The 24,334-nt window shown below is 70.2% G+C and carries 20 protein-coding genes and 4 tRNA genes; 12 read left to right on the forward strand and 12 right to left on the reverse strand.

Annotation, left to right across the window (positions count from 1 at the left end):
• Nucleotides 1–2: 2 nt before the first annotated feature.
• The 7 genes from ABD978_RS35070 to ABD978_RS35100 all read left to right on the forward strand — a co-directional run bounded on the left by ABD978_RS35070 (nt 3) and on the right by ABD978_RS35100 (nt 7,045).
• Nucleotides 3–2,207, forward strand: coding sequence for a hypothetical protein (locus ABD978_RS35070; RefSeq protein WP_345364314.1), 2,205 nt, complete (start codon nt 3–5; stop codon nt 2,205–2,207).
• A gap of 164 nt (nt 2,208–2,371) precedes the next feature.
• Complete coding sequence (locus ABD978_RS35075; protein WP_345364317.1) at nt 2,372–2,662, forward strand: RING finger protein; 291 nt, start codon at nt 2,372–2,374, stop codon at nt 2,660–2,662.
• A 26-nt stretch (nt 2,663–2,688) separates the two neighbouring features.
• Complete coding sequence (locus tag ABD978_RS35080; protein WP_345364319.1) at nt 2,689–3,774, forward strand: bifunctional DNA primase/polymerase; 1,086 nt, start codon at nt 2,689–2,691, stop codon at nt 3,772–3,774.
• A complete protein-coding gene (locus ABD978_RS35085; RefSeq protein ID WP_345364321.1) occupies nt 3,771–4,487 on the forward strand; it encodes a DNA cytosine methyltransferase in 717 nt (238 codons plus the stop codon). Before ABD978_RS35080 ends, ABD978_RS35085 begins: the two co-directional genes overlap by 4 nt.
• Nucleotides 4,484–5,533, forward strand: coding sequence for an AAA family ATPase (locus tag ABD978_RS35090; protein ID WP_345364323.1), 1,050 nt, complete (start codon nt 4,484–4,486; stop codon nt 5,531–5,533). The genes ABD978_RS35085 and ABD978_RS35090 overlap by 4 nt, the downstream gene beginning before the upstream one ends.
• A 106-nt stretch (nt 5,534–5,639) precedes the next feature.
• Nucleotides 5,640–5,873, forward strand: a complete 234-nt coding sequence (locus ABD978_RS35095; protein ID WP_345364325.1) for a helix-turn-helix domain-containing protein — start codon at nt 5,640–5,642, stop codon at nt 5,871–5,873.
• The gene (locus ABD978_RS35100; RefSeq protein ID WP_345364327.1) at nt 5,873–7,045 is read left to right on the forward strand and encodes a tyrosine-type recombinase/integrase; all 1,173 of its coding nucleotides are present in this window, start codon (nt 5,873–5,875) and stop codon (nt 7,043–7,045) included. The genes ABD978_RS35095 and ABD978_RS35100 overlap by 1 nt, the downstream gene beginning before the upstream one ends.
• A 78-nt stretch (nt 7,046–7,123) precedes the next feature.
• On the opposite strand, the gene ABD978_RS35105 is transcribed toward ABD978_RS35100, so the two are convergent.
• Nucleotides 7,124–7,198, reverse strand: a tRNA-Val gene (locus ABD978_RS35105).
• A 62-nt stretch (nt 7,199–7,260) separates the two neighbouring features.
• The gene (locus ABD978_RS35110) at nt 7,261–7,629 is read right to left on the reverse strand and encodes a TIGR02611 family protein (protein ID WP_345364328.1); all 369 of its coding nucleotides are present in this window, start codon (nt 7,627–7,629) and stop codon (nt 7,261–7,263) included.
• Nucleotides 7,630–7,834: 205 nt separating this feature from the next.
• Here ABD978_RS35110 and ABD978_RS35115 point away from each other — a divergent pair, with 205 nt between their 5' ends.
• Nucleotides 7,835–8,257, forward strand: a complete 423-nt coding sequence (locus tag ABD978_RS35115) for an SsgA family sporulation/cell division regulator (protein WP_345364330.1) — start codon at nt 7,835–7,837, stop codon at nt 8,255–8,257.
• A gap of 81 nt (nt 8,258–8,338) precedes the next feature.
• Here the strand turns inward: ABD978_RS35115 and ABD978_RS35120 are convergent, their stop codons facing one another.
• On the reverse strand, nt 8,339–9,205 hold the full coding sequence (locus ABD978_RS35120; RefSeq protein ID WP_345364332.1) for an aminotransferase class IV: 867 nt from the start codon (nt 9,203–9,205) through the stop codon (nt 8,339–8,341).
• Nucleotides 9,206–9,490: 285 nt separating this feature from the next.
• On the opposite strand from ABD978_RS35120, the gene ABD978_RS35125 reads away from it, so the two are divergent.
• Nucleotides 9,491–11,215: a serine/threonine-protein kinase gene (locus tag ABD978_RS35125; protein ID WP_345364334.1), complete on the forward strand. Its 1,725-nt coding sequence runs from the start codon at nt 9,491–9,493 to the stop codon at nt 11,213–11,215.
• Between the two features lie 20 nt (nt 11,216–11,235).
• Here the strand turns inward: ABD978_RS35125 and ABD978_RS35130 are convergent, their stop codons facing one another.
• The 5 genes from ABD978_RS35130 to ABD978_RS35150 all read right to left on the reverse strand — a co-directional run bounded on the left by ABD978_RS35130 (nt 11,236) and on the right by ABD978_RS35150 (nt 18,722).
• Nucleotides 11,236–13,434, reverse strand: a complete 2,199-nt coding sequence (locus tag ABD978_RS35130; RefSeq protein WP_345364336.1) for a transglutaminase TgpA family protein — start codon at nt 13,432–13,434, stop codon at nt 11,236–11,238.
• Entirely contained in the window at nt 13,431–14,558 is a 1,128-nt protein-coding gene (locus ABD978_RS35135) for a DUF58 domain-containing protein (RefSeq protein ID WP_345364339.1), read from the reverse strand. Before ABD978_RS35135 ends, ABD978_RS35130 begins: the two co-directional genes overlap by 4 nt.
• Nucleotide 14,559: 1 nt before the next feature.
• Nucleotides 14,560–15,549, reverse strand: coding sequence for an AAA family ATPase (locus ABD978_RS35140; RefSeq protein WP_345364342.1), 990 nt, complete (start codon nt 15,547–15,549; stop codon nt 14,560–14,562).
• Entirely contained in the window at nt 15,549–17,816 is a 2,268-nt protein-coding gene (locus ABD978_RS35145) for a fibronectin type III domain-containing protein (protein ID WP_345364344.1), read from the reverse strand. Before ABD978_RS35145 ends, ABD978_RS35140 begins: the two co-directional genes overlap by 1 nt.
• 186 nt (nt 17,817–18,002) lie before the next feature.
• Entirely contained in the window at nt 18,003–18,722 is a 720-nt protein-coding gene (locus ABD978_RS35150; RefSeq protein ID WP_345364346.1) for an ArsR/SmtB family transcription factor, read from the reverse strand.
• Nucleotides 18,723–18,862: 140 nt separating this feature from the next.
• On the opposite strand from ABD978_RS35150, the gene ABD978_RS35155 reads away from it, so the two are divergent.
• The 3 genes from ABD978_RS35155 (at nt 18,863) to ABD978_RS35165 (ending at nt 19,130) form a co-directional block, all read left to right on the forward strand.
• Nucleotides 18,863–18,936: transfer RNA gene (locus ABD978_RS35155), tRNA-Gly, on the forward strand.
• A 25-nt stretch (nt 18,937–18,961) separates the two neighbouring features.
• Nucleotides 18,962–19,032, forward strand: a tRNA-Cys gene (locus tag ABD978_RS35160).
• A gap of 23 nt (nt 19,033–19,055) precedes the next feature.
• A tRNA-Val gene (locus ABD978_RS35165) sits at nt 19,056–19,130 on the forward strand.
• 50 nt (nt 19,131–19,180) lie between these two features.
• On the opposite strand, the gene ABD978_RS35170 is transcribed toward ABD978_RS35165, so the two are convergent.
• From ABD978_RS35170 to ABD978_RS35185, 4 genes are all read right to left on the reverse strand, one after another.
• Nucleotides 19,181–20,443 carry a tyrosine-type recombinase/integrase gene (locus tag ABD978_RS35170; protein WP_345364348.1) on the reverse strand — a complete coding sequence of 421 codons (1,263 nt, stop codon included), beginning with the start codon at nt 20,441–20,443 and terminating at the stop codon, nt 19,181–19,183.
• A gap of 14 nt (nt 20,444–20,457) precedes the next feature.
• Nucleotides 20,458–20,706, reverse strand: coding sequence for a helix-turn-helix domain-containing protein (locus ABD978_RS35175; protein ID WP_345364350.1), 249 nt, complete (start codon nt 20,704–20,706; stop codon nt 20,458–20,460).
• Nucleotides 20,707–21,281: 575 nt separating this feature from the next.
• Nucleotides 21,282–22,364: a DNA cytosine methyltransferase gene (locus tag ABD978_RS35180; protein ID WP_345364352.1), complete on the reverse strand. Its 1,083-nt coding sequence runs from the start codon at nt 22,362–22,364 to the stop codon at nt 21,282–21,284.
• Nucleotides 22,365–22,986: 622 nt separating this feature from the next.
• Complete coding sequence (locus tag ABD978_RS35185; protein WP_345364354.1) at nt 22,987–24,300, reverse strand: MFS transporter; 1,314 nt, start codon at nt 24,298–24,300, stop codon at nt 22,987–22,989.
• Nucleotides 24,301–24,334 lie beyond the last annotated feature (34 nt).

Below are 24,334 nucleotides of genomic sequence, written 5' to 3' on the forward strand. Positions count from 1 at the left end.
GAATGACCGAGCACACGATTCCCGAACCGATCGACCTGAACGCCCGCCGCGCCCTGCGCGCCCCCACCGAGACCACGTCGCCCGCGCCGGCCGAATCGCCCGCGCACGTCTCGACGCCCGACCTGCCCGCGCCGGTGTCGACGGCGGACCGTCCCGCCTCCTCCGATGTCGCCTATGAGGTCGAGCTGGACGAGCCGCCGGTGCTGGAGGGCGTGCCGGTCCCGGTCGACACCCCGCCCGTCCCGGAGGGGGAGCGGCAGCCGATCATCCCGGTTCACCTGCTGCCCGGCAATCTGCCCGCGACGATTCGGCGCACGTGTGGCGTGTGGTTCTACCACGGCCGCTTCCACGCGGTCCGGCTCCCGGTCTACGGATTCAAGGTCGGCGTGTTCGCGGCCCGTGGCCTGTTCCGCCTGATCGGCCAGCAGATCTCATGGTGGTGGGTCCGCAACCAGTTCGCGCTACTTCAGCACGCGGCCGACTCCAAGGACACGCGTGAGTGGGCGCGGCTGCATCGGGAGATCAAGAACACCCGTACCTGGCGCGGCATCGTTCTCGGCGGTGAGTTGCTGGCCGTCGCGATCGGCGTGCCGGTGGCCTGGTCGACCGCGCCGGGCTGGTGCCTGCTGGCACTCCCCGCCGGTATCCTCGCCCTGGCGCATCACGGCCGTCCGATGGGCCGCACCATCCTCGGCACCGCCGTGGTCGCCCCTCGGTTCCGAAAGCTCAACAGCGACATCGTCCTGCGCGCCTACTACGCGGCGGGCCTCGGCCGACCGGACAAGCCGGATCAGGAGATCCACTTCGGTTCGCCGATGTCCCGCGACGCGCGCAACATCGGTTCTCAGGTCGTGGTGGATCTGCCCTACGGCAAGGGCTGGTCCGACGTCATGAAGGCCAAGGAAGCGATCGCCTCTGGTCTGGACGTCCACGTCAATCAGGTGTTCCTGACGCCGGACAAGTCCTCGACCCGGCGGCACACGCTGTTCGTGGCCGACCGTGACCCCCTGGCGGTGCCGGTCGGCAGGTCTGACCTGCTCGACTGCAAGCCGCGGAACGTCTGGCGGGCCGCGCGTTTCGGCAAGGACGAGCGCGGCCGACTCGTCGAGATCTCGCTCATGTGGATCTCGGTCCTGATCGGCGCGCAGCCCCGCAAGGGCAAGACGTTCGCCGCCCGGCTGCTGGCGCTGTACGCGGCCCTGGACCCGTACGTGAAGCTCATCGTGGTGGATGGGAAGAACTCCCCCGACTGGGCCAAGTTCCGGCTCGTCGCTCACCGCACGGTGTTCGGCACACACCCCAGCCCGAACGACTCCGACCCCATCGGCCACCTGCTCGAAGCCCTCGACGAGATCCTGGAGCACATCGAGCGCGTCAACCAGGCGCTCGACAAGCTCCCGGCCACCGTGTGCCCCGAGGGCAAGCTCACCGAGGAGTTGGCGCGGGACCCGCGCTACCCGGATCTGCGGGTGGTGATGCTGGTCATGGAGGAGTTCCAGGTCTACTTCGAGACCGAGGACCAGAACCTCAACAAGGAGATCGCCGCCAAGCTGTCGCGGATTCAGGCCGTCGGCCCCTCGGCGGGCGTCATCATCCTGTCCAGCTCCCAGAAGCCCTCCGGCGTCGGCGCCGGGGATGTGGGGCGGCTGTTCAATCGCTACCGCGACAACCACGCCGTCCGGTTCGCCCTCAAGTGCGGCAACCGCGTCGTGTCCGAGGCCGTCCTGGGCGGTGACGCCTACGCCGAAGGCTTCGACGCCTCATCCCTGCCCGTCGGCGACGAATACCGGGGCGTCGGCTACCTGTACGGCATGACGGACGAGACGCCGACCGTCCGGACGTTCCTGGCCGACCACACCGACGCGGAGAAGATCCTGACCGCCGCCCGCGCACACCGCGAACGCCTCGGCACGCTGACGGGGATGGCGGCCGGTGAGGAGATGAAGCGCGCCACCCGCGACGTGCTGGCCGACGTGCGCGCGGTCATGGACGCCGAGACCGGTCTTCAGTGGCCGACCATCGCCGCCCGCCTCGCCGAGCGGATGCCCGAGCACTACGCCGACATCACCGCCGACGCGATCTCCGCTCAGTGCCGCGCCCTGGGCGTGCCGAGCGTCGGCATCAAGCGGGACGGCCAGGTCCTCAAAGGCTGCAAGGCCGACGCGGTCGACAAGGCGATCAACCGCCGGAAGACGAACGGAGCGTAACCGGCCTGCGGGGCGGGTGAGGTAGCGCCCGCCCCGCTACCGGTAGCGGCTGCGCTACCCGCCCCGCTACCCGTCGCAAAGCACCTGATCAGGCCGTATCCCCGCAGGTAGCGGGTAACGGCCCCAGCCCTTCACGCCCAAAAACCGCCTCTGGAGGCTCCACCATGCTCTCCCTGGCCGCTACCGCAACCCCGACGGCCGCTACCCACGGTCACCACCTGCCGGGCCTCGGCGTCCTCCTGCTGCTTGGCCTGCTGTGGGCCGTCGGCTACCTCGCGCTGTGCTGGATCTGGCCGTTCGTCAACTGCCGCCGCTGCACCGGTACCGGCAAACGCCGTGCCGTGATCGGCCGAGGCTTCCGCCACTGCCCCCGCTGCGACGGCACCGGCTACCAGCTCCGCCCCGGCCGCCACGTCCTGAACCACCTGCGCTCGATCCACCGGGCCAGCAAGTGAACCGCGCCGACGGGAGCACGCCCGCCATGTCCGACGCGCAAGCCCTCGCGTTCATCCACGAGTGGAACCAGGCCGCCTACGCCCGCCGCGACGGCAACGCCGACCACCCGGAGAAAACCCGCCCGGCACCGCCCGCGCCGCACCCGCCCGCCGCCCGCCCCACGTCGGCCGAGGACATGCTGTCGCACGCGCTGACCGCCGCGCAGCGCGGGTGGCCGGTCTTCCCTGTCCGCCCCGGCGAGAAGCGGCCCGCATTCCCGGACCACACCGCCGCGCGCTGCACCGGCCGTGACCCGCGCTGCCGCAACGGCCACCAGGGATGGGAACCGCGAGCCACCACCGACATCGGCCGGATTCGGCGCGGTTGGGCATCCGTCCCGTACAACATCGGTCTCGCGTGCGGCCCTGCCGGGCTGGTCGTGGTCGATCTCGACGTCCCCAAGCCGGGCGAGGAGATCCCGCCGGCCGAATGGCGGGCCGAGGGCGTGCGCACCGGCGCGGAGGTGCTGGCCGTCCTGGCCGCGCGGGCCGGTGAGCCAATCGGGCCGCTGTATGACACCTACAGCGTCGTCACCGGTCGCGGCGGCCGACACCTGTACTTCACCGCACCCGAGGGCGCGCGCCTCGGCAACACCGCCGGGGAACTCGGGTGGCTGATCGACACCCGCGCTCACGGCGGCTACGTCCTGGCCGCCGGTTCGGTCGTGGCCGGTCGGCCGTACGCGGTCGAGTGCGACCGGCCGCCCGCGCCGCTGCCCGCTTGGCTGTTCCAGCGTCTTTCCCGGCCCGCGCTACCGCCCTCCGCACCCGTGGCCATCGCTACCGGTACCGGCCGCCGTTCCGCCTACCTGCGCGCCGCACTGGCCCGGGAGGTCGAGCGCGTCACTGGCGCGGCCGAGGGCAGCCGCAACGCCGCTCTCTACACCGCCGCCGTCGCCCTCGGCCAACTCGTCGCTGGAGGAGCGCTGGCCGCCGCCGAGGTCGAAACCCTGCTGGAACAGGCAGCCGCGGGCCACATCGCCGCCCGCGCCTACACGCCCACCGAGGCCCGCAACACCATCGCCTCCGGCCTGCGCGCCGGAGCCAAGCGCCCCCGGACCCTCGCCGCATGAACACCGGCCACCACTCCAGCCAGGAGACCAGGATGCCTGCGATCAACCCGGCGCGTTGCCGACCGAACGGCCTGAGAGTTCTTGACCTGTACTGCTGCGCGGGCGGTGCAGGGACCGGTTACGCCGACGCCGGTTTTGAGGTGGTCGGCGTCGACATCCGGCCGCAGCCGCGCTACCCGTTCGAGTTCATCCGGGCCGACGCGCTGGAAGTGCTTGCCGACCGGTCATTCCTCGCCGAGTTCGACCTGATCCACACCAGCCCGCCGTGCCAGCGCTACACCCAGGCCCAGCGAATCCACGGCAACGACCACCCGGACCTGCTGCCGCCCACCCGCACCCTGCTACAGGCGTCCGGCCTGCCGTGGGTCATCGAGAACGTGCCCGGCGCACCAATGCGACCTGACCTGATCCTGTGTGGATCGATGTTCCCCGAGCTGAGAGACGGCCCCTACGGCATCAAGCGGCACCGCTGGTTCGAGTTCGCTGAACCGCCCGCGCTGCTTACCCCTCCCTGCCACCACCCGCCGCGGGTCGTGTCGGTGTTCGGGCACGGCGGTCACATTTACCACGGCGTGGCCCAGTGGCGCCGCGTCATGGGGATCGACTGGATGAACCGCGACGAACTCGCCGAGGCCATCCCGCCCGCCTACACCCGTTACATCGGCGAAGCCATCGCAGAACAACTGCCTGGCAAACAGGACCGCGCCGCATGACCACCCGCCACCACCACACCGACCAGGAGGCCGCCATGGCCGCGACCAACCCGACCGACGCGCCGTTCCTGCGGCCCGTCCGCGACGACGCCGACACGGCCGCCGTTCCCGCGCGGCTGCGGACGCACTGGACCGCTGACGAGCTGATGGCGATGGAGTTCACCCCGCCCGTGTGGGCCGTGCCCGGCATCATCTGCGAGGGCGTGAACCTGCTGTGCGGCCCGCCGAAGGTCGGCAAATCGTGGGCGTCCCTCGGCCTCGGTCTGGCCGTCGCGGCCGGCGGCCAGGCGTTCGACGCGATCCGTGTCGACGGCGGCCCGGTTCTCTACCTGGCGCTGGAGGACACCCCGCGCCGGTTGCAGTCCCGCATGGGCAAGATCCTCGGTGGCCAACCCGCGCCCTCGGCGCTCACGCTGGCCACCGCGTGCCCGCAGATCGGGCAGGGCGGAGACGAGGCGATCGCCGGGTGGCTGGACCGCAACCCCGACGCGCGCATGGTCGTCATCGACGTGTTCGCCAAGATCCGAGGCGCGGCCCCGATGGGCGCATCGGCCTACGAAGCCGACTACGCCGCTGTCGGCGCCATCAAGCGTCTCGCCGACGCCTACGCCGTGCCGTTCGTGCTCGTCCATCACGTCCGCAAGGCAGGCTCTGAGGACTTCCTCGCCGAGGTCTCTGGCACCAACGGCATCGCAGGAGCCGCTGACGCCACCCTCGTCCTCAAACGCGCCCGAGGTCAAGCCGACGGCGTCTTGTACGTCACCGGCCGGGACGTGGACGAGAACGAATACGCCCTGTCGTTCAACCCCGCGTCCGGCGTCTGGACCCTGCTCGACGGCCCGGCCGAGGAACACCAGACCACCGACACCCGCGCGGCGATCCTGCGCTACCTGCGGGCCAACCCCGGCAGCGGCCCGCGCGCCATCGCCCAAGCCACCGGCCTCGGTGAACCGAACGTCAAGGCCACCTGCCGCCGGATGCTCGCCGACGGGCAACTGACCGCCGACGGGAAAGGCCGCTACGGCCTGCCGGACGGCACCTCATGAGTACCCCGTGTATCCCCTGTATCCCTAGCTCGCTGACCAGGGAGAACGCGGGATACATCGGCCGCCGCATGTATCCCTGGACCGCTGCCCACGGAGGACAGAGCAAGTGACCAGCCGTCATCTCTCGTCGGTGCCGACGATCCCGGCCGTTCCCGCCGCGCTGCTCTACACGATTCCGGAGGTCATGACCCTGCTACGTCTCAGCAAGACGCAGATCTTTGAGGAGATCCGCCGAGGCCGGATTCAGTCCGTGAAGGTGGGCCGCGCCCGCCGTGTTCCAGCCCAGAGCCTCACCGCATTCGTCGCTCTGCTGATCGAGGAAGCCCAGGAGGTGGCCTGATGGCGAGCCGCAACCCGTCCGACAAGGCGAAGCGCGGTCGCCGCGGAGAAGGCACCATCTTCTGGCACGAGGAGAAGAAGTGCTACCGAGGGGACATCTCTCTCGGATACACGCCCTCAGGCAAGCGGCGGCGAAAAACCGTCTACGGGCCGACCGTCGCCGACGTACAGGACAAGTTCAAGAGGCTGCGCGCCGAGCTGGAGAACGGCGTGGAGGCGTCGGCCAAGTACACGGTCGGGGACGCCGTCCGTGACTGGCTTGTGCGTGGATTGGTCGGTCGGGACGCCGGAACCATCGAGAAGAACCGCATCCTCGCCGAGAAGCACGTGATCCCGCTGCTGGGCGCGGTCAAGCTGCGTGAGCTGACCGCTGACCACGTGGACGACTGGTTGGCGGACCGCAAGAACGTGCTCGCCACGCGCAGCCTCAAAGACACGCACGCGGTTCTCCGCCGCGCGATCCAGCACGCCCAGAGGCGCAACAAGGTGCTCCGCAACGTCGCCGAACTGGTCGACATCCCGGAGGGGAGAATCGGCCGGCCGAGCAAGGCAATGCGGCTGGAACAGGCGCAAGCGGTGATGGAGGCGAGCAAGAAGACGCGGCTACACGCCTACTTCGTGCTCTCGCTCCTGACCGGAGTCCGGACCGAGGAAGCACGCGCTCTCACGTGGGATCGAGTCCACCTGGAGAAGGAGGGCGACCTGCCGCCGCACGTGGAGGTATGGCGGTCAGTGCGCAAAGGCGGAGATACGAAGACGAAGAAGAGCAGACGAACCCTAGCTCTCCCGGAGGAGGTCGTGCGGGTGCTCATCGCCCACCGGGAGAGGCAGCAGGTGGTCCGAGCCCGCGCGCTCGCGAAGAACCGATGGGCAGAGAACAATCTCGTGTTCTGTAACCGCTACGGCGGGCCTCTGACCGCCCAGACCGTGCGGCGGACGCTGGCTATCGCCCTCCGGATGGCGGGCCTGCCGGTCGAGTGGACGCCTCGGGAGCTACGGCACAGCTTCGTCTCGCTCATGTCGGCCAACGGTGCGTCGATCGAGCTGATCTCTCGCTTGGTCGGCCACAGGACCACGGCGGTGACAGAGGCGGTGTACCGGCACGAGCTACGCCCGGTCATCACGGAGGGAGCCGAGATCATCGGCAAGGCGTTCGGGTCGAAGTCGGCCTAGCCGGAGGCGATAGGCGGCCTCTTAGGCGGCCGAGCATAGACAGAGGCCCTGTACCGTCGCGGTACAGGGCCTCTGATCTGGTGGGCGATACTGGGTTCGAACCAGTGACCTCTTCGGTGTGAACGAAGCGCTCTCCCACTGAGCTAATCGCCCCAGGCGGATCAACCGACGCCAGAAAGACTAGCGCATCCCTCGCCCTCTTCGCGCATCGGCGATCAGGCTCTCCACGGAAGGTTTAGCCCGAAGGCCTGGAGGTAGGCCACGATCGCGGCGGCGACGATGACGCCGGCGCAGATGGCCAGGAGCTGGTTCCGGCGTCGCACGCGCGGGTCGAGGGCCTTCTCCTTCGCTTTGCTCGCCGTTTGCTTCGCAGAGGTGAGGGCACGTTGGGCCCAGGCGAACTCGGTCGCCAGGATGGCAAAGCCTACGAAGATCGCTGCCCATCCCGGGCCCGGCAGCACGAGCATCGCGACACCGGCGGCGAGCACCGTCACGCCCACGCTGAACACGGCAAGCCGCCAGACGTTGTTCAGCAGGGGGCGGGCGCGGATGCGTTCGCGCCAGTCGGTCAACGTCTCCCTCATGCGATCGACCCTAGGTCACTTCGCTTCCGCGCAGGTCAGAGCGGGTATCAAGCCCGGTGAGGTAGGTCACATGACGTACGGGGGGCGGAATGTTCTTAGGACTTTTGACAGTTACGCGTCACAGAGCCAGGGGGACACCCGTTGGAGGGAGCGAAGTCCTCACCGAGAAACCCGCGATGCGGGACTGACGCCTGAAGGATGACCGATGAACAGCAGCAGCACCACTGCCTCCGCCGAGGTCGGCCTTCGGCTCATCGTCCCGGATCGAACGATCATCCCGCTGCTTGCGACGTTGGACTACTCCGCTGATGACCCTTATGCGATCCGTGTCGCGTTCCATGTTGGGAACGAGGCACCGGTGGAGTGGATCTTTGCTCGTGAGTTGCTGACCGTCGGCATTGTGCGCAAGGTCGGCAGGGGGGACGTACAGGTGTGGCCGGCGGAGAAGAGCGGCGAGCGGATCTTGAACTTGACGCTGTCGTCGCCGTTCGGCCGGGCGCACTTCGAGGTACCGCTGACCCCTCTCACGGACTTCCTTGACCGGACCTATGCGATCGTTCCTGCCGGCCGGGAAGCTGATTTCATCGACATCGAAGCGGAACTCGACGACCTCCTCTGGCACATCTGAACCCCCCGCACTGACCGTACGGCCCCGCACCAGGCGCCTCCCAGCGCTGGCCCACACCCATGGTGCGGGGCCGTACGCCTGTCACGGGTCGAGGTCGGCGGCGCCGCGCTCGGCGAAGACCTCCATCGCCTTGCGGGTGACCGGGCCGGGTGCCGTGGGGAAGACTTTGCCGTCGACGGCGCGAATCGGCTGGATGTCGCGGGTCGTGGACGTGAGGAACGCCTCGTCGGCGGTGGCGAACTCCTCCAGCGGCAGGTCCTCCTCCTCGCCGCCGGCCCACTCGAGCACGAGCGCCCGGGTGATGCCCGCGAGGCAGCCGGAGGACAGCGGAGGCGTGGTCAGGCGCCCGTCGCGGACGATGAAGACGTTGGAGCCGGTGCCCTCGCAGAGGTTGCCGGCGAGGTTGCCGAAGATCGCCTCTGCCCCGCCGTGCTCGTGGGCGTAGGCGAGGGCCTTGGCGTTGTCGCCGTACGACGTGGTCTTGAGGCCGGAGAGGGCGCCGCGCTCGTTGCGCGGCCACGGCACGACGGAGACGTCGGCGGTGGGCGGGAACGGCGTCTGCTCGGCGACGGCGACGATCGCCGTGGCGCCCTCGGCGCCGCGGTCGGAGCCGAGCGGGCCCACACCGCTGGTAAAGGTGATCCGGATCCGGGCGAGGTCCCATGACGGCGCGGCGGCGAGGACGGCCAGCGTGCCCCGGCGGATGGCGTCCAGGTCCGGCTCGAGCAGACCCAGGCCGGCCGCGGAGACGGCGAGCCGCCGCAGATGGCGGGTCAGGGCGAAGGCCTCCCCGCGTACGGCCTTCACCGTTTCGAACACGCCGTCGCCGACGAGGATGCCGTGATCGAACACCGACACCCGGGCGTTCTCCGGGGCGTACAGTTCTCCATTGATCCACACCGGAACGTTCCCGGTCTGGGAGCTGAGCTCGGCCACTGCGAAAGCCACCTCTCCACTCCGGACGCTTTTGGCCCGGTCCTCCCCTGCTCCGCCGGGCTGGACTCCCGGCCGCACCCCACACTACGACCCGCACGCACCTGGTTCGAGCCGATTACCCGCGGCGGGCCGCGGCCGACCAACGGTCCTGGCCGGCCGGGAACGCCGGGGGCCGTTCCGGCGTCGAACGACGTTGTGGATCATCCTTCGCGAACCCAGCGAACAGCGTGAAACAGGCATTACCATCGACACGATCCATCCCGTCAGCCTCAGCCGTCCCGACGAAGAAGAGACCGAATGATCGACCAGGTGCCCGGCTACCGCATCCTGGAGCGGGTGGGCGAGGGCGGGTTCAGTGTCGTCTACCGCGCCGAGCAGCAGCGCCTGGACCGCATCGTCGCGCTGAAGGTGCTGTCCGTCGACGCCGTCGACGACGACACGATGCGCCGGTTCGAGCGGGAGTGCCAGATCACCGGTCGGCTCACCGGCCATCCGAACGTCGTCACCGTGCTGGACACCGGCGTGACCAACGACGGGCGGCCGTTCATCGCGATGGACTACTTCCAGCGGGGGTCGCTGCGGGACCGGCTGTCACGCGAGGGGCCGCTCCCGCTGCAGGACGTCCTGCGGGCCGGTGTGAAGATCGCCGGCGCCCTGGCCGCCACGCATGAGGCGGGGGTGCTGCACCGCGACGTCAAGCCGCAGAACATCCTGGTCTCCAAGTACGGCGAGCCGGCCCTCGCGGACTTCGGCATCGCCCGGCTCACCGGCTCGTCGGAGGCCACGCACACCACCGCGTTCACGCCGCACCACGCGGCGCCGGAGGTCGTGAACGGCGAGCCGCCGGGAGTGACCGCGGACGTCTACTCGCTGGCCTCGAGCCTGTACCAGCTGCTGGCGGGCAGCCCGGCGTTCAAGGCGGGGAACAGCGGGATCAGCGCGCTGATGATGCGCATCCTCAACGACCCGCCGCCGCCGATCCCGCGCCATGACGTCCCGCTCCAGGTCCATGAGGTCATCGCCAAGGCGATGGCGAAGACGCCCGCCGAGCGGTACCCCAGCGCGGTGGAGTTCGCCCACCGGCTGCAGGAGCTGCAGATCGAGCTCGGGCTTCCGATGACGGAGCTGGCGGGCAGCGACTCGATCACACCGGCGCCCACGTCGACCCCGCAGGTCGCGGAGCCGGACCACTCGGGGCTCACCGGCCCCGGTTTCGACCTGCTAGCCCAGCAGTACACCCCACCGCACCTGCCGGCGGAGCATCCGGACCTGTCCGGACCGCGGCCGGTCCCGCCGCCCGCGGTCCCCCCGATCTCCGCCCCACCCGGTGTGCCGAACGCCGGGCTCGCGCACGCGCCGATGCCCGGGCTCCCGCAGACGCCGAGCGCCTGGCCCGATCACGACCCGATGTCCCGCCCGTTCGGTGCGGAGCCGGTGTCCGCGCCGCGTCCCCCTGAGGCCGCGCCGCAGACGCAGCCGACGACCGCCGGGCGCGCCGATCCGGCCGGCACGCCGGCGAACGACCGGAAGGGCGGTCCCGCCATCATGGCCACCGTGCTCGCCGTCCTGGTGGGCGGAGCGGCCCTCGGCATCGGCGGCTTCCTGGTGCTCGGGAAGGTCGGCGGCGGCACGAAGGACTCGCCGACGACGAAGCCGACGCCGACCGCGTCGCGGACCTCCGCTTCGCCCACTCCGGTGGCGGTCCCGTCACAGGTGATGATCGCCGCGACCCCCTGGGACCTGCGCGCGGTCGACAAGGGGCAGATCGTGGTCCTGCGCTGGAAGATCGCCAAGAACAACAACTACCCGATCTGGGTACAGCAGTCCGACGGATCGGGAGAGCAGACGCCCCCGCAGCCGCTGGCGCCGCGTTCGACGACCGTGAACCTCTCCGGTCTGGACGCCCGGCGAGGGTACTGCTTCGCGGTCGGCGCGCTGGTCGCCATCGGGCAGAGCGACGGACAGTCCGCGGCGGTCGCGTGGTCCAAGCCGAAGTGCATCCGGGGTGCCACGGCCCAGTGACCGCCCGGCGGCCCCGGTGATCAGCGCAGGCGCAGGGAACCGGGGTGCAGGCGGCGGATCAGGCGTCGCAGCGGGCCTACGGTCCGCCGGACGAGCCGGCTGATCTCGTCGGTGTGCCGCCACGCGGCCTCGGCCGTGTCCGGTCCGGGCGGTGTCGCGGCGTACTGCGACCGGTTGACGAGGTCGGCGAGGGGGCGCAGGTGCGACTCGGCCCCGGAGATCCGCTGGGCGCCGAAACCGGCCACCTCATGGGCGGTCAGGGCGGTCTCGGCGGGCAGGCCGACCGCGCCCAGCTCTTCGCGGGTCTGCGCCCAGGCCCCGGTGATCCGTTCGGCCGGTGTGGCGCCGCCGCGCCTGCGCCGCCGCCGCAGGACGGGAACGATCAGCACGCCGAGGAGGTAGACCGCGGGCAGGGCCGGGACCGCGGCCAGGCCGTACAGCCACGGCGGCGTCGATGACGTCTTGTGCGGCCGCCGGGTCGGGGTCTTGGGCTTCGACGGGCCCTTCTGACCGGATCCGGTGTTCTTCTTGCGGGCCGCCGCCGCGCTCTTCTGGGCCGCCTCCAGCTTCTGCTGCGTCTCCCCCGCCGGTACCGAGGCCGACTTGCCCGAGGCGCCGGCCTGTTCGGGGGTGGGGAAGAACGGCACCCACCCGAGCCCGGCGAAGTCGACCTCGGGCCAGACCAGCACGTCGCCGGAGCGGACCTGCCAGGCGCCGTTGCCGCCGACGCCCGGCCGGAAGCCGACGACGATCCGTGTCGGCAGTCCCAGCGAGCGCGCCATGACGGCGTAGGCCGTGGCGAACTGCTCCGAGGTGCCGCGCTTGGAACTGCCCAGGAAGTAGCGCAACTGCGCGTACGTGTGGCCGGGCAGGCCGGACACGTCGTACTTGGCCACGCGACGGAGGTAGTCCGCGAGCTTCGCGGCGCGCCCGAACGCCGTGTCCTGGTCCTTGGTGACCTGCTGGGCGAGCCGGCGGAACGGGGGGACCTCGGCGGTCTTCGCGGTGGTCCCCGGGGTCTCCGGGAGGGCGGTGGCGGCCTGGGCCTCGGCGTCCCGCGCGGGTTGGGCGGCCGCGAGCCGGCCGGGATCGTAGTCGGGCACCATCGAGGTGACCGTGTACGCCTGGCCGGAGTGCAGCGGCTCCGCCGTGGCGAGTACGCCGCTGCCGGGGTCGGCCGCCACCGCCAGCCCCTCGATGGTCCGGGGCCGGTCGGCGGCCGGCACCCACACGCCGGGCAGGTCCTGGATGGTGAAGCGCTGGACGACCCTCGTACGGCCGACGGTGACGCCGTCGGGGATGCGGTTGCCGGCCGGGACGAAGCGCGCGCCGGAGGTCCAAGTGACGCCGTCGAAACGGTCCAGGACGGCGATCCGCCAGTCCTCGGGCGCGTCGGCGTGAACGATGAACATCTGCTGGTCGGGGGTCTGCAGCCAGGCCGACACCCGGTCGAGCGGGCTGATGCTGTCCCGCTGCTGCGGCGGCGGGGCCTTGACCGTCGTACGCGGGTCGTACGCATCGCTCTTGATCGGCAGGTACGGCCCGACGGTCGCGGCCAGCAGCCCGATGGCGGCCGCGGCCGGGACGCCGGCGAGCAGCCACAGCGGCCGCCCGCCGCTCCGTACGATCATGAGGGCGCCGACGAGCCCGACGAGCCCGGCGGCGACGGGGAGATTCGAGCCGGGGCCGTGCACGCCGAGCAGCAGGGCGACGCAGAAGACGGCCACCGCGGGCAGCGCCGGTGTCGCCTTCATCCTGGTGCGCAGGCTCAGCTCGGCCCCCGCGAACGCCGCGAGCCAGACGAGCGCGTGCGGCAGGACGAGCAGCTCGGGCCGGCCGGGGGCGGGCAGCAGCGAGGTCAGCGTGCCCTTCAAGGAGTCGCGCAGCGCCCCGCCCACCACCGTGAAGTCGCCGTGGAACAGCGTCAGCGCGGCGACGAGCGTCCAGGCCACCACGGTGACCAGGACGGAGATCCACAGCGGCCAGGTCCGGCGCCGTGGCCAGGACAGCAGCGCCACGAGCAGCACCGGGCTGACCGCCGCGACCGTCACTACGGGCACCAGGTCGCCGAGCGTGAACACCCGGTGGAACGCCGCGCCGCCGGCGCCGGCCAGCGCGGTGACGATGACGAGCGCGGTGATCAGCCGTACCCGCAGGATCCGGCGGGGCGCGGGCGGCGCGTCGGTGCCCCGCTCCGCAGGGGCCGCCGTCGTCGTCATCGCGTGGCGCCCTTCCACGCCGCGCGCAGCTCCGCCAGGTCGGAGATCTCGATCAGCGTGACGCCGGGCAGGTTCGGTCCGGGCGCTTCGGGCCGGACCCGTACGCACACCACGCGGTCGAACCGCCGGCGCAGCGCCCCGGTCCGGGAGACCTCCCCGCGCCCGCCGGTGAGGAGGACCAGCGCCCCGCCCGCCCGTACGCGCCGGGCGACCTCGACCGCGCCGTGCGCGCCGTCCGTACGGGACAGGCCGGCCAGCCGGTCAAGGAGCTCCTCGACGTCGTGGGCGCCGCCGCGGGTCTCCACGAGCGGTCCGTCCGCGGTGAGGACGCGGACCGGGAAGTTCATGCGCGCCGCGCCGGCCGCGATGGACGCCGCCGCGTCCACCGCCAGCTCGAAGTCGTCCGCGTCGGCGTAGACGCCGGCGTCGGTGTCCACGACGACCGTCGTCTGCGGCATGCTCGCGTCGACGAGCTGGCGGACCATGAGCGTGCCGGTGCGCGCGCTCGACCGCCAGTGGATGTGGCGCAGGTCGTCGCCCATGACGTACTCGCGCAGCGCGTGGAACGTGACCGTGCCCGCCGGCGCGGTGTCCGACGTCGGCCCCTCCAGGTGGTGGTTGCGCCCGGAGGGCAGGAGCGCCAGGGCCACCGTGTGCGGGCGGACCAGGAGGGTGCGGGGTTCGCCGTACTCCCGGACCCGCCGGGCCAGCCCGAACGGGTCGGCGCGGACCAGCCGCAGCGGCCCCACCGGGATCTCCCCGCGCCGGTCGGTCGGCAGCGTGTAGCGGATCGTCTCGGCCCTTCCCGGGCGCAGCACGGGCACCCGGACGGCGATCCGCCCGCCGCCGCACGCGTCGTACGCCCGCATCCCCGCCCGGCGCACCCGGCCGGTGTTGGTGACGTGCAGCACGCCGGTGGCCGGCTCGCCGCGCGCCACCCGGTCCGGCGTGACCTCCCGTACGACGGTGAGGCTGGGCTGCGGCAGCGTCCACAGCACCGCTGTCACGACGGCGAGGAATCCGCCGACCGCGAGGGCCACCGGTTCGGGGTAGCCGAGGACGGCGCCGACGGCGTACAGCACCGCGGAGGCCACGGCGACCCCCCAGCCGACGGGCGTGAGCACCTCAGGCCCCGGTGGACTGCGGCACCGGCACCCGGGACAGGGACTCGGCGACGAGCTCCGGGGCGGTACGGCCGCGCAGCTCCGCCTCCGGCGTCAGCATGAGCCGGTGCGCGATGACGTGCCCCGCGAGGGACTTCACGTCCTCGGGGACGACGAACGACCGGCCGGCGGCCGCGGCCCGCACGCGTACGGCGCGCAGCAGCGCGAGACTCGCGCGGGGACTCGCGCCCAGGCGGATGTCGGAGTGCTGACGCGTCGTCGCGACGACCTGCACGAGGTAGTCGTACAGCGGCGGCGCGACATGGATCCGGCCCGCGAAGTCGATCATGTTCTTGATGTCGTCCCGGCCGGCCACCTTCGAGAGCTGGTCGATCAGCGGCCCCGTCGGCGTGCCGGCCAGCACGGCGACCTCCGAGGCGTGATCGGGGTACCCCATCGAGATCTTCATGAGGAACCGGTCGAGCTGCGCCTCCGGCAGCGGGTACGTGCCGTCCATGTCGACCGGGTTCTGCGTCGCGATCACCATGAACGGGCGGGGCACCGGATTCGGCTGCCCGTCCACGGTGACGCGCCGCTCCTCCATGACCTCCAGCAGCGCCGACTGGGTCTTGGGCGAACCGCGGTTGATCTCGTCGGCGACGACGATGTTGGCGAAGATCGGGCCGGGGTGGAACTCGAACTGGTTGTTCGACTGGTTGAAGATCGACACGCCGGTGACGTCGGACGGCAGCAGGTCGGGCGTGAACTGGATCCGCGTCCAGCGCGCGTCGACGCTCGCCGCGATCGTACGGGCCAGGGTGGTCTTGCCGACCCCCGGCACGTCCTCCAGCAGCAGATGCCCCTCGCTGAGCAGGCACAGCAGCGCCAGCTCGACGTTCTCCCGCTTGCCGCGGATGACCCGTTCGATGTTGCCCGCCAGCGCGCCGAACAACTGCGCGAAGCGTCCCGCGAGGGCGTCCGTGTCGGACGCCCGGTGCATGTCGGCCGTCATCAGCCGGCACATTCCCAGATGGTCGGCCCGGCGAGCTCCTGCCACGGAGAGTGCGGCGTGTTCGGCAGGTAGCCGATCATGTATCCGATGCGCCCGTTGTGGTTGAGGTGGTCGTAGAGCTTGCCGCTGAACGCCGCCTTGCCGTTCGGGTGGTTGTACTGAGTCCCGATCTTCTGGCAGTCCACTACGACCGTCTGGCTGTTGGCGTTCTTGATCTTTTCGACGATGCCGCTCCCGGAGCTCGCCTGCGACCACATGTAGCTGATGTCCTGCGGGTTGCCGCCGTTGTGGATGCCGTAGGTGTGCGAGGGGCCGGTCAGCGTCCTGGTCACGCTGGCGGTCTTGCCGCCGGCGCCGTTGGAGGCGGTCACCCGGATGCTGTACGAGCCGTTCTTCCAGATGCTCGGGATCGTCACCGACGTGCCGGAGAAGTTGCTCTTGGTGTAGCTCTTCGGGCCGCTCACCTGGAGCCTGTAGGTCACGCCCTTGGCGTTCGGCGGGGCCTGCCAGCTGATCTTCGCGCCCTGCGTGGTCCCGGTGCCCGTGACACCGCTCGGCGCGTCCGGCTGCGTGCAGGACAGGGTCGGGTCGGACTGGTCCGACTCGACGTCCGACTCGTGGTCGCCGTTCTGGTACGTCGCCGCGACCGCGAACACGTACTCGGTGCCGCAGGTTCCGCCCTTCGCGGTGAACGTGTAGTCCGGACCGTCCGCGGCGATCTTGGCGGGCGTGGCGGTCAGGCCGCTCGGCGTGATGAGCTTGTAGCCGGTCGCCTTCCCGCCGCCACCGGGCTGGAAGTCGACCTTGATGCTCCCGTCCGGCTGCGCCGCCGCCCGCAGGTTGGTCGGCTTGTTCGGCGGCGTGACCTTCGGCGTGTCCGTCGGGTGCGCCGTCGGCGTCTTCGGCGGCGTGAACGACGGTTTCGGCGACTTGGTCGGCAGCTTGATCGTCGGCTTCGGAAGCGTCGGGTGGATCGGGAGCCGGGGCGTCGGCAGCCTGCCGTGCCCTCCCTTGTCCTTCCCCCCGTTGTCGTTCCCGCCGTTGTCCTGTCCCGTGTTGCCGTTGTCCCCGTGGTCCCCGTTGTCCTGCCCGGTGTTGTCCTGACCGTCGTCGGTCCCCTTGGGGATCGGGTTCTCGGCTCCGCCGGGCACCTTCCCGGTGTACTTCTGCACCGGCTTGTGCGCGCCGGACCCGTCGACCACGACGCCCTTGGGGCTGTCGGGGTTGTTCACCCAGAGCAGGCCGTCCTTGACGAACGCCTCCAGCGTGCCGGGCTTTCCGGTGACCGGGACCTGCGGGGCCATCCGGTTCGTCGCCGAGTCGTACACCAGGAGGCTGCCCGAGGTCTGGTCCGGGATGTAGACCCGCTGTCCGAGCACCTGCGGGGTCGTGAGCTGGTGCTGCGGCAGCTGGAGCGAGACGCTGCTCACCGAGCCGCTGCCCGAGTTCACCACGATCAGCGACTTGCCGGCCAGCAGGGGAACGAGCTGCCCTTCCGTGGTCGTGGGAGGCGCGGTCACCTTGCCCTTGCCGAGCTGGGCGACGATGGACGGCAGCTTGATCTTCACCCGTACGCCGCCGTCGCCGAGGACGAGGCTCTCCGCCGTGGTGAAGTCGGTGACGACCGCGGACCCGGCCGCGATCGTCAGGGAGAGGTCGTCGCCGGCCCGTCCGACCCCGATCGGCTGTCCCGTACGGCCGTTCTGCACGGACGCCGCCTGCCCGTTGGCGGGCACCGGCACCCAGAGCGTCGCGTTGCCGTCGATGGCGGCCGAACCGAGCGGCCCGGTGAGGCTGATCGGGTCGCCCTGCGTGGCCAGGGTCATCGGGTCCAGGCGCTGCACGCTGCCCTTGACCTGGTCGAGCGCGTACGCGGCGCCGGAGCCGGACACGACCTGCATGCCGGCCGCGCCGCGGTAGGAGACGCCCTGGACGACGTTGAGGTGGGCCGGGTCGACGCGGCTGACCACGCCGGTCGTCTCGTCCACGATGAGGACGACGCCGTTCTGCTGGATCACCCGCATCTTGTGGCCGGCGGTACCGGACAGGGTGACCTTGCCGTCGACCTTGCCCGACAGGCCGTTGACGTGGACGAGTTCGCCCTTCTTGGATGACGTCAGCCAGCCGCCGACGTCGGCGAGGTGGTACTTCGCGCTCGCCATTCCGACGCCGAAGACGACGGCGGCCACGCACAACACCCCGACCGCTCCGATCGCGATCAGCCCGGTCAGCCGATCACGACGGAAGAACCTACGCTCCCCGCTCACCGATCTCGTCACCTCTCCGCGCCGGAACGTCGCTGCGACGCACGCGACACCTTAATGTGTCCAAGCCTCTCAAACCTCCTGAGTGAGAGATATTGGACGCGGCAACGTGCCGCATATCGGACACAGCGGCGCGGCTGACGGTTCCATCGGAAGCGGAAAAGGCCGGACGGCCACGGAATCGGCCGCTCAGGCGAGGACGCAGCCGAAGACGTCGGCCAGCCGGCCCCGGCCCTTCTCGGTCACGAGCAGCGCCCGCCGCGCCGACCCGCGCTCGAACCAGCCGTCCTCGATCATCCGGGCCGTGAGCGCCGCGCCGAGCGCTCCGTTGAGATGCGGGCGGCGCTCGGTCCAGTCCAGACAGTGCCCGGCGAACCTCCGGCGTCCCCCGCGCAGCCCGGCGACGTCGACGCCGATCGAGGACAACTGCCGCTCCCCCTTGTCCGTCACCTGGTACGCGGACGCCGCGGGATCGTCGAACGACGAATCGATGGTCTCGAGCAGATCCCGGCTGAGCATCGCCTCGAACAGCGCGGCGCCGGCGCGGCCCGCCAGGTGGTCGTAACAGGTGCGCGCCTCCTGCAGCGCGTGCGCCTGCCGGGACTGGCGGAGGCTGCGAACCTCGACGTCCGGGCTGATCCGGCTGATCGCCTCGATCACGGCGGCCACCTCCGCGCCCTTCAGGCGGTAGTAGCGGTGCCGCCCCTGCCGCACGACGGTCACGAGATCCCCGTCCAGCAGCTTGGCCAGATGAGAGCTGGCCGTCGCCGCGCTGACCCCGGCCGTCCTGGCCAGCTCTCCCGCGGCGAGCGGACGCCCGTCGAGGAGGGCCGTCAGCATCGACGCGCGCGTACGGTCCGCCAGCAGGGCTGCCACCGGCGCGATGTCCGAGTCATACGGTGCTCGCATGGTTCGACCGTACGCCGCACACGCTTAGACGAACGTCGAAAGATCGGCCCGCGACGCGGGCCGGATCAATCGAGTTGGGGGTGGGGCCGAGTATCCGCTAGTGTTTACCCCGTTGCCGAGGGGGGACGCCCCCGAGACACGCGGACGTGGCTCAGACTGGTAGAGCATCACCTTGCCAAGGTGAGGGTCGCGGGTTCGAATCCCGTCGTCCGCTCGGAGAGGTCTTCCCAAGGCCTCACGGTGGAGTGGCCGAGAGGCGAGGCAACGGCCTGCAAAGCCGTGTACACGGGTTCAAATCCCGTCTCCACCTCTGAAGCACACTCTGCTTCGCGAGGGCGATTAGCTCAGTGGGAGAGCGCTACCTTGACACGGTAGAGGTCACTGGTTCAATCCCAGTATCGCCCACCACGTGTTGGTGCAGGTCAGGAGCCCTGCTTCTCTTCTGGAGAGGCGGGGCTTCAGGCTTGTCTGGGCGATATTTGGGCGATGATCTTGTCGCCCTCACTCGCCTCGGCCTGTCGCCGCGCCGTCAGTCGATTGATCTGTTCTTCCATCTGCGGATGGAGCACGAGGAGCCGCGCCCGGTCCCGGCCGCGAAGGGCCAAGAGGGACGCCTCCCAACGCTCCTGGAGCGCTTCCAGCACACGGCGCTTCATCTCCGGGGTCACATGCTCGTAGACGTTGGCCATACCAGGCATCTTGTGCCCCAGACGAGCCGCTCGCGCGACCTCGGGGATCCCGTCCTCGGCCAGCCACGTCCGCTGCGTGTGACGCCCCTCATGAAAGGTGAAGCCCGGGAGCACCGGCGCGAGCCGCTTGCCCGGATCAGGGTTGTCCGGGTCGCCGTCCCAGGCCGGCCGCCAGAACCGCTGCCTGAAGTTGCCGCGCCGTAGGTTCCCGCCCTTCTCCCCCACGAACACGTAGGGGTGGATGCAGTCCTCCAGGAGCGCCTCGTACAGCTCCGCCAGGAATGGCGGGAGCTGGACCCAGCGTTTCCCGGCGGGCGTCTTCGTCCGCTTCGCCTTGGCCAGAGCACCTCCGGCTTCGGTGAGCGGTTCCTGGACACGGATCGCCTTGTTGATCTCGTCGTACTCGTGTGGCTGGAGCCCGACCAGTTCCGACCAGCGGGCTCCGGTGTAGCCGTCCATCAGCGTCAGCACGAAGCCGGCGTAGCCGAAGCTGTCGTGCAGCCGGACGGCCGCGCGCAGGAACTGCGCCGGGGTCGCCACCTGCCGCTCGGCCTCGTACTCCCCTGTTGTAACGCGGATGCCCTGGCAAGGGCTGGCCGGGACCTTCCGTGCCCTTACCGCCACGTTCATGATCGTGGAGAACAGCGCGAAGACCGACGCCACCGTCGGTTCGGCGAGCTCGTCGTGAAGTTCGTTGACCCAGCCCTGTACCTCCAGATGGTTGTTGAAGATCTGGATGAGCGGCCAGTCCTCCCACTGTGGGAGGACGTGGTTGTCCAGGTAGGACCGGTACTTGGCCTGTGTCGTGATGGCCAGCCGGGAACCGGTCAGCCACGCCTCCGCGAAGGTCCCGAAGGGCGTCTCGGACTCTTGAGGATCGATCCATAGGTGCCGCCGGATCAGCGACTCCTGGTCCTCTCCCCACGCCTCGGCGGCTGCCTTGGTCTCGAAGCCCGACCGGGAGCCCCAACTCCCGTCCGGCTTCTTGTACCGAGCCCTCCACCCCTTGCCATGTCGTTGCGCGTACGCCATCGCCTCACCTTCTTTCAGTTCGTGTCGGTCCGGCTGCTTCGGCCTCCGGAGCTCGGGCGCACCCGGAGACGAGAGCTCGGCCTGACCGGCGGTCTTGAGCCGGACCTGACGATCTCCTCCAGGTCGTCGTCGCTGAAACGCAGGTGCTTGCCCAGAAAGGTGCATGGGATCGCCCGAGCGGCAGCCTTCTTCCGCAGCCACGACTCTGGGACTTTGAGCAATTCCGCAGCCTCGACCGGCGTATAGAGCTGCGGCGCGCTCATCGCGCTGCTCCCGCCTCAGGACGAACGACTCCATGCCCGGCATCCCGTCTGCCGGATGACCGTAGTGCCGCGCCGGATTCACTCTCGCGACCGTACGCCGCTGAATCTGATTCAGGAGCCCCTGAACAGCCCTTTCCTGACTTCGACGTCATGCCGTCCCTCCATTGCCGCACGACCGCCCGCAGGCAGCCTTCGGCAGCTCGCCGTCGGAGAAGGTGGCCGTCGAATACCGCCAGCGCCTCCGGGCTCCCCCTCTGTGCGTCGTCCGCGGCAGGACGGCACGAGGCGGCAAGGCGGTTCTACCGGGGCCGCTCCGGCCTTCCGCTGGTCGGCGGCCGATGCGACGTCCGTTCGGCAACAGCACGCCAGCACCGGAGTAAGCATCCGTGCCGTCGCGGCGTCCTCGAGTTGCCGCGTCGGTACGACCGACTGCCGGGGCCTCTGTGTCGCCGCCTGCCGTTGCCGGGCGGCAAGAGCGGTTGCCGCCCGGCGGCAAGTCCGCGGCACGGCGGCATGACGATCACCTTGCGACCGCCACCCGGTTGCCGTGTGAATGCCGTCTCGGTGCCGTCTGGTCACGGCGTGCCCCGTCCGGGCGTCCCGGCGTGCAGCATGCCGTCGAGTTCGCGGAAGGCGACGACGGCCTGCAACGGGACGACCCCGTTGCCGAGCAGGCGCAGCTGGGCGGTGCGGGTGAGGGGCATGTCGGTGACCCAGCCGCCGGGCAGGCCCATCATCCACTCGACGAAACGAGCGCTCAGACGGGGCTGTCCCCGGGTTCCGGTCTCGGTGGGCCGTGGCGCTCGGCGTCCGAGGATCGCCTCCCACCGGCGGATCGCCGGCGCGTACGGTCCCCACTCGACTCCGGTCTCCGGGTCGTCGGGATCCTCAACGCCGCCGACGGGAGCGTCAGGTCCCCCTTGGAGCCGCGCTGGTTCGGGCTGCCCTTGGAGCCATCGCCGGCTCGCGGAGTCGGCAGCAGCCGTACGGCCACGCTCAGGGGCATCGCCCGGGACGGCTGCTGCCTCGCGGCCCGTTCCAGCCACGACTCCACCCGTTCGCCATCGTTGGCGTTGGACGCCGTCGGGGTCGGCAGCAGGTCGGCGCACACCACGTCGCACAGGTTGACCTGATGCCGCCCTTTCCTGCGGCGCCGTGGGCAGGTTCGACCACGCGACTCCCGGGACTGCGGGGTGGGCAGCAGCGATGAACATCCGGTCGCGGCGGTGGGGCGCGCCGACGTCCGATGCTCGAAGGCACGTCCATGCCGTGTCGTACCCGAGGGCGGAAAGGCCCCCGAGAACCGTGGTGAGTCCGCGTGTGCGGAGGGCGGCCACGTTCTCCAGCAGCACGAGACCGGGTCGTAGTACGCGAAGGGCGTCGACGATGGTGAGCCAGAGTCCACTACGAGTTCCCTCCCGTATACCGGCGCCGTGGCCGACGAAGCTGATGTCCTGGCACGGGAAGCCGGCCGTGACGATGTCGACGGCCGGGACCTGGCTCCAGTCGACGGCGGTCACGTCGCCGACGTTCGGCACGCGGGGGAAGCGCCGATGCAGCAGTGCGGTCGCGTGCGCGTCGTTATCAGCGCACCATCGCAGCTCTCCGCCGTAGACAGCCTGCGCGGCGAGGTCCAGGCCACCGTAGCCGGTGCACATCGACCCGATCCGCAGGCGTTCGGGTCGTGTCGTTTTTCTTGGCGGCGGGATCTCGGTGACGGTTGTGCGTTTTTCCGGGTGTTGTTCGGGTGCAGATCTAGCCGGTGATATGGCCATGGGCTTGGTTCGGCCCGGCCACCGACCGCTTCACCTACGAACTGCGGTCCAGCCTCTCGAGTTTTCGATGGTCGGCATTCGTTTGATCTTCGTCTGCGCGTCGTCTATACCCCGATCAGCACTCGGCGACAGCGAATCGAAGCCCGGACGAAAGTCGAACGATTGCCTAGCGAAGCAGGCGTGTGCATATGGGCTCGCTCCGAAATTCGCCGGAGCGGCAGGAGCCCAGCATGTCTGCCAGGAACGGAACCGTCTGCTTCACTGACCGGCCGACGCCGCTGGATCGGGCCGCTCAGGCGTTCGGGCAGATCTACTCTCGCGTCAATGCGGTTCTTCGCAGATGGAGGGTGTAGCGCTCGGCGCGGTGGCTTTGGTCGGGTACACGTCGATGCCCTTGAAGGTTGACGTAGTACTCCTCAGTCATGGTTCGCCGCAAAACGCACGGATATCGAGTTAGTATTCATTGTCAATGGGGACCGACGCCACGTCCTGGCCAGCGGCCGGATCAGCGCTTCGCACGGAGTTCGGTGGCAAGTGCCGCGGGTTCCGGCGCCTTCTCCGCGTACGCCTCGTGCAGCGGGATGTCGCGTAGGTAGCGGATCGGGGAGAGCACAATGAACAGCACCGCCAGCCACGAGCCAAGCGCTGCCATGAACAGCGTCTCTCGCAGGCCGATCCAATCACCGAGTACGCCGCCGAGCAGGCCGCCGATCGGCTTGGCGCCCCGGATCGCCCAGCGCATGGTGGCGTTCATGCGCCCGAGCAGTTCCGGAGGGCACACGGCCTGCCGGTAGCTGACCTGGGAGACGTTGAACATCACGACGCTGGCGGTCGTCGCGCACAGCCCGACCGACACAAGTACCACGCCCCAGCCGGGTCCGGCCAACGGGATCAGCAGCGCGAAGCCGCCGAGGAACAGCTTGCCCGCCCAGAACATCCTCGCGGAGCCGATCAGCCGCGAAAGTGGCCCGACGGTGAAGGCACCGACGACACCGCCGGCGCTGCCGAGGCCGAGCAGGAGGCCGGTGGTCCCGGCGGATGCGTGCAGCGTGCGTACGAGGAACACCACCAGTACGGTCATCAGCGTCATGTTGAACAGGCTGGACATGGTGGCGCAGGCGACGACGCGGCGCAGGACGGTGTGTCGCGCCACGTAGCGCACGCCCTCCGCGATCTGCTTGCCGATCGTCTTGCGCGACCCGTTGGCACGCGGCGGGGGTTCCGGGGTGCGGATCAGCAACAGTGACACGATACTGATCACGAACGAAAGACAGTCGGCTGTCACCGCATACGCCGCGGAGCTGAGCAGCGACGCTAGGCCGCCCGCGAGGCTCGGGCCGATGACCTCTGATAGCGAGTTCGTGATGCCGATCTTGCCGTTGCCCTCGACGAGCTGGTCTCGCCGTATCAGGGTCGGTAGGTAGCTTTGGTAGGCGATCTCGAATACAGCCGTCAGCATGCCCGCGACCAGCGCGGTCACGTAGAGCTGTGCCATGCTCAGATGGCTGAGGGTCGCCGCGAGGGGCACCCCGGCGAGCACTACCGCGCGGCCCGCGTTGCTCCAGATCATCAGGTGGTGTTTGACGGTCCGGTCCACGAGCGCGCCCGCGGGCAGGGCCACGAGCAGGTACGCCACCGTACCCGACGCCGACAGCGCGCCGACCTCGAACGTCGATGCGCCAAGCAGGGATACCGCAATCAGCGGCAACGCCAAGACCGTGACCGCCGAGCCGATGTCGCTGACTGTCTGGCCGCTCCACAGCAGGAGGAAGTCCCGATGCCACCACAGCGTCTGGCGCTTCGCCTGTGTCTTGGTCACGTGCGTTCCCCCCATGACCCGGCGCAGCCGCGCC

It is taken from the genome of Actinoallomurus liliacearum, assembly GCF_039542035.1.
Lineage (GTDB): Bacteria > Actinomycetota > Actinomycetes > Streptosporangiales > Streptosporangiaceae > Actinoallomurus > Actinoallomurus liliacearum.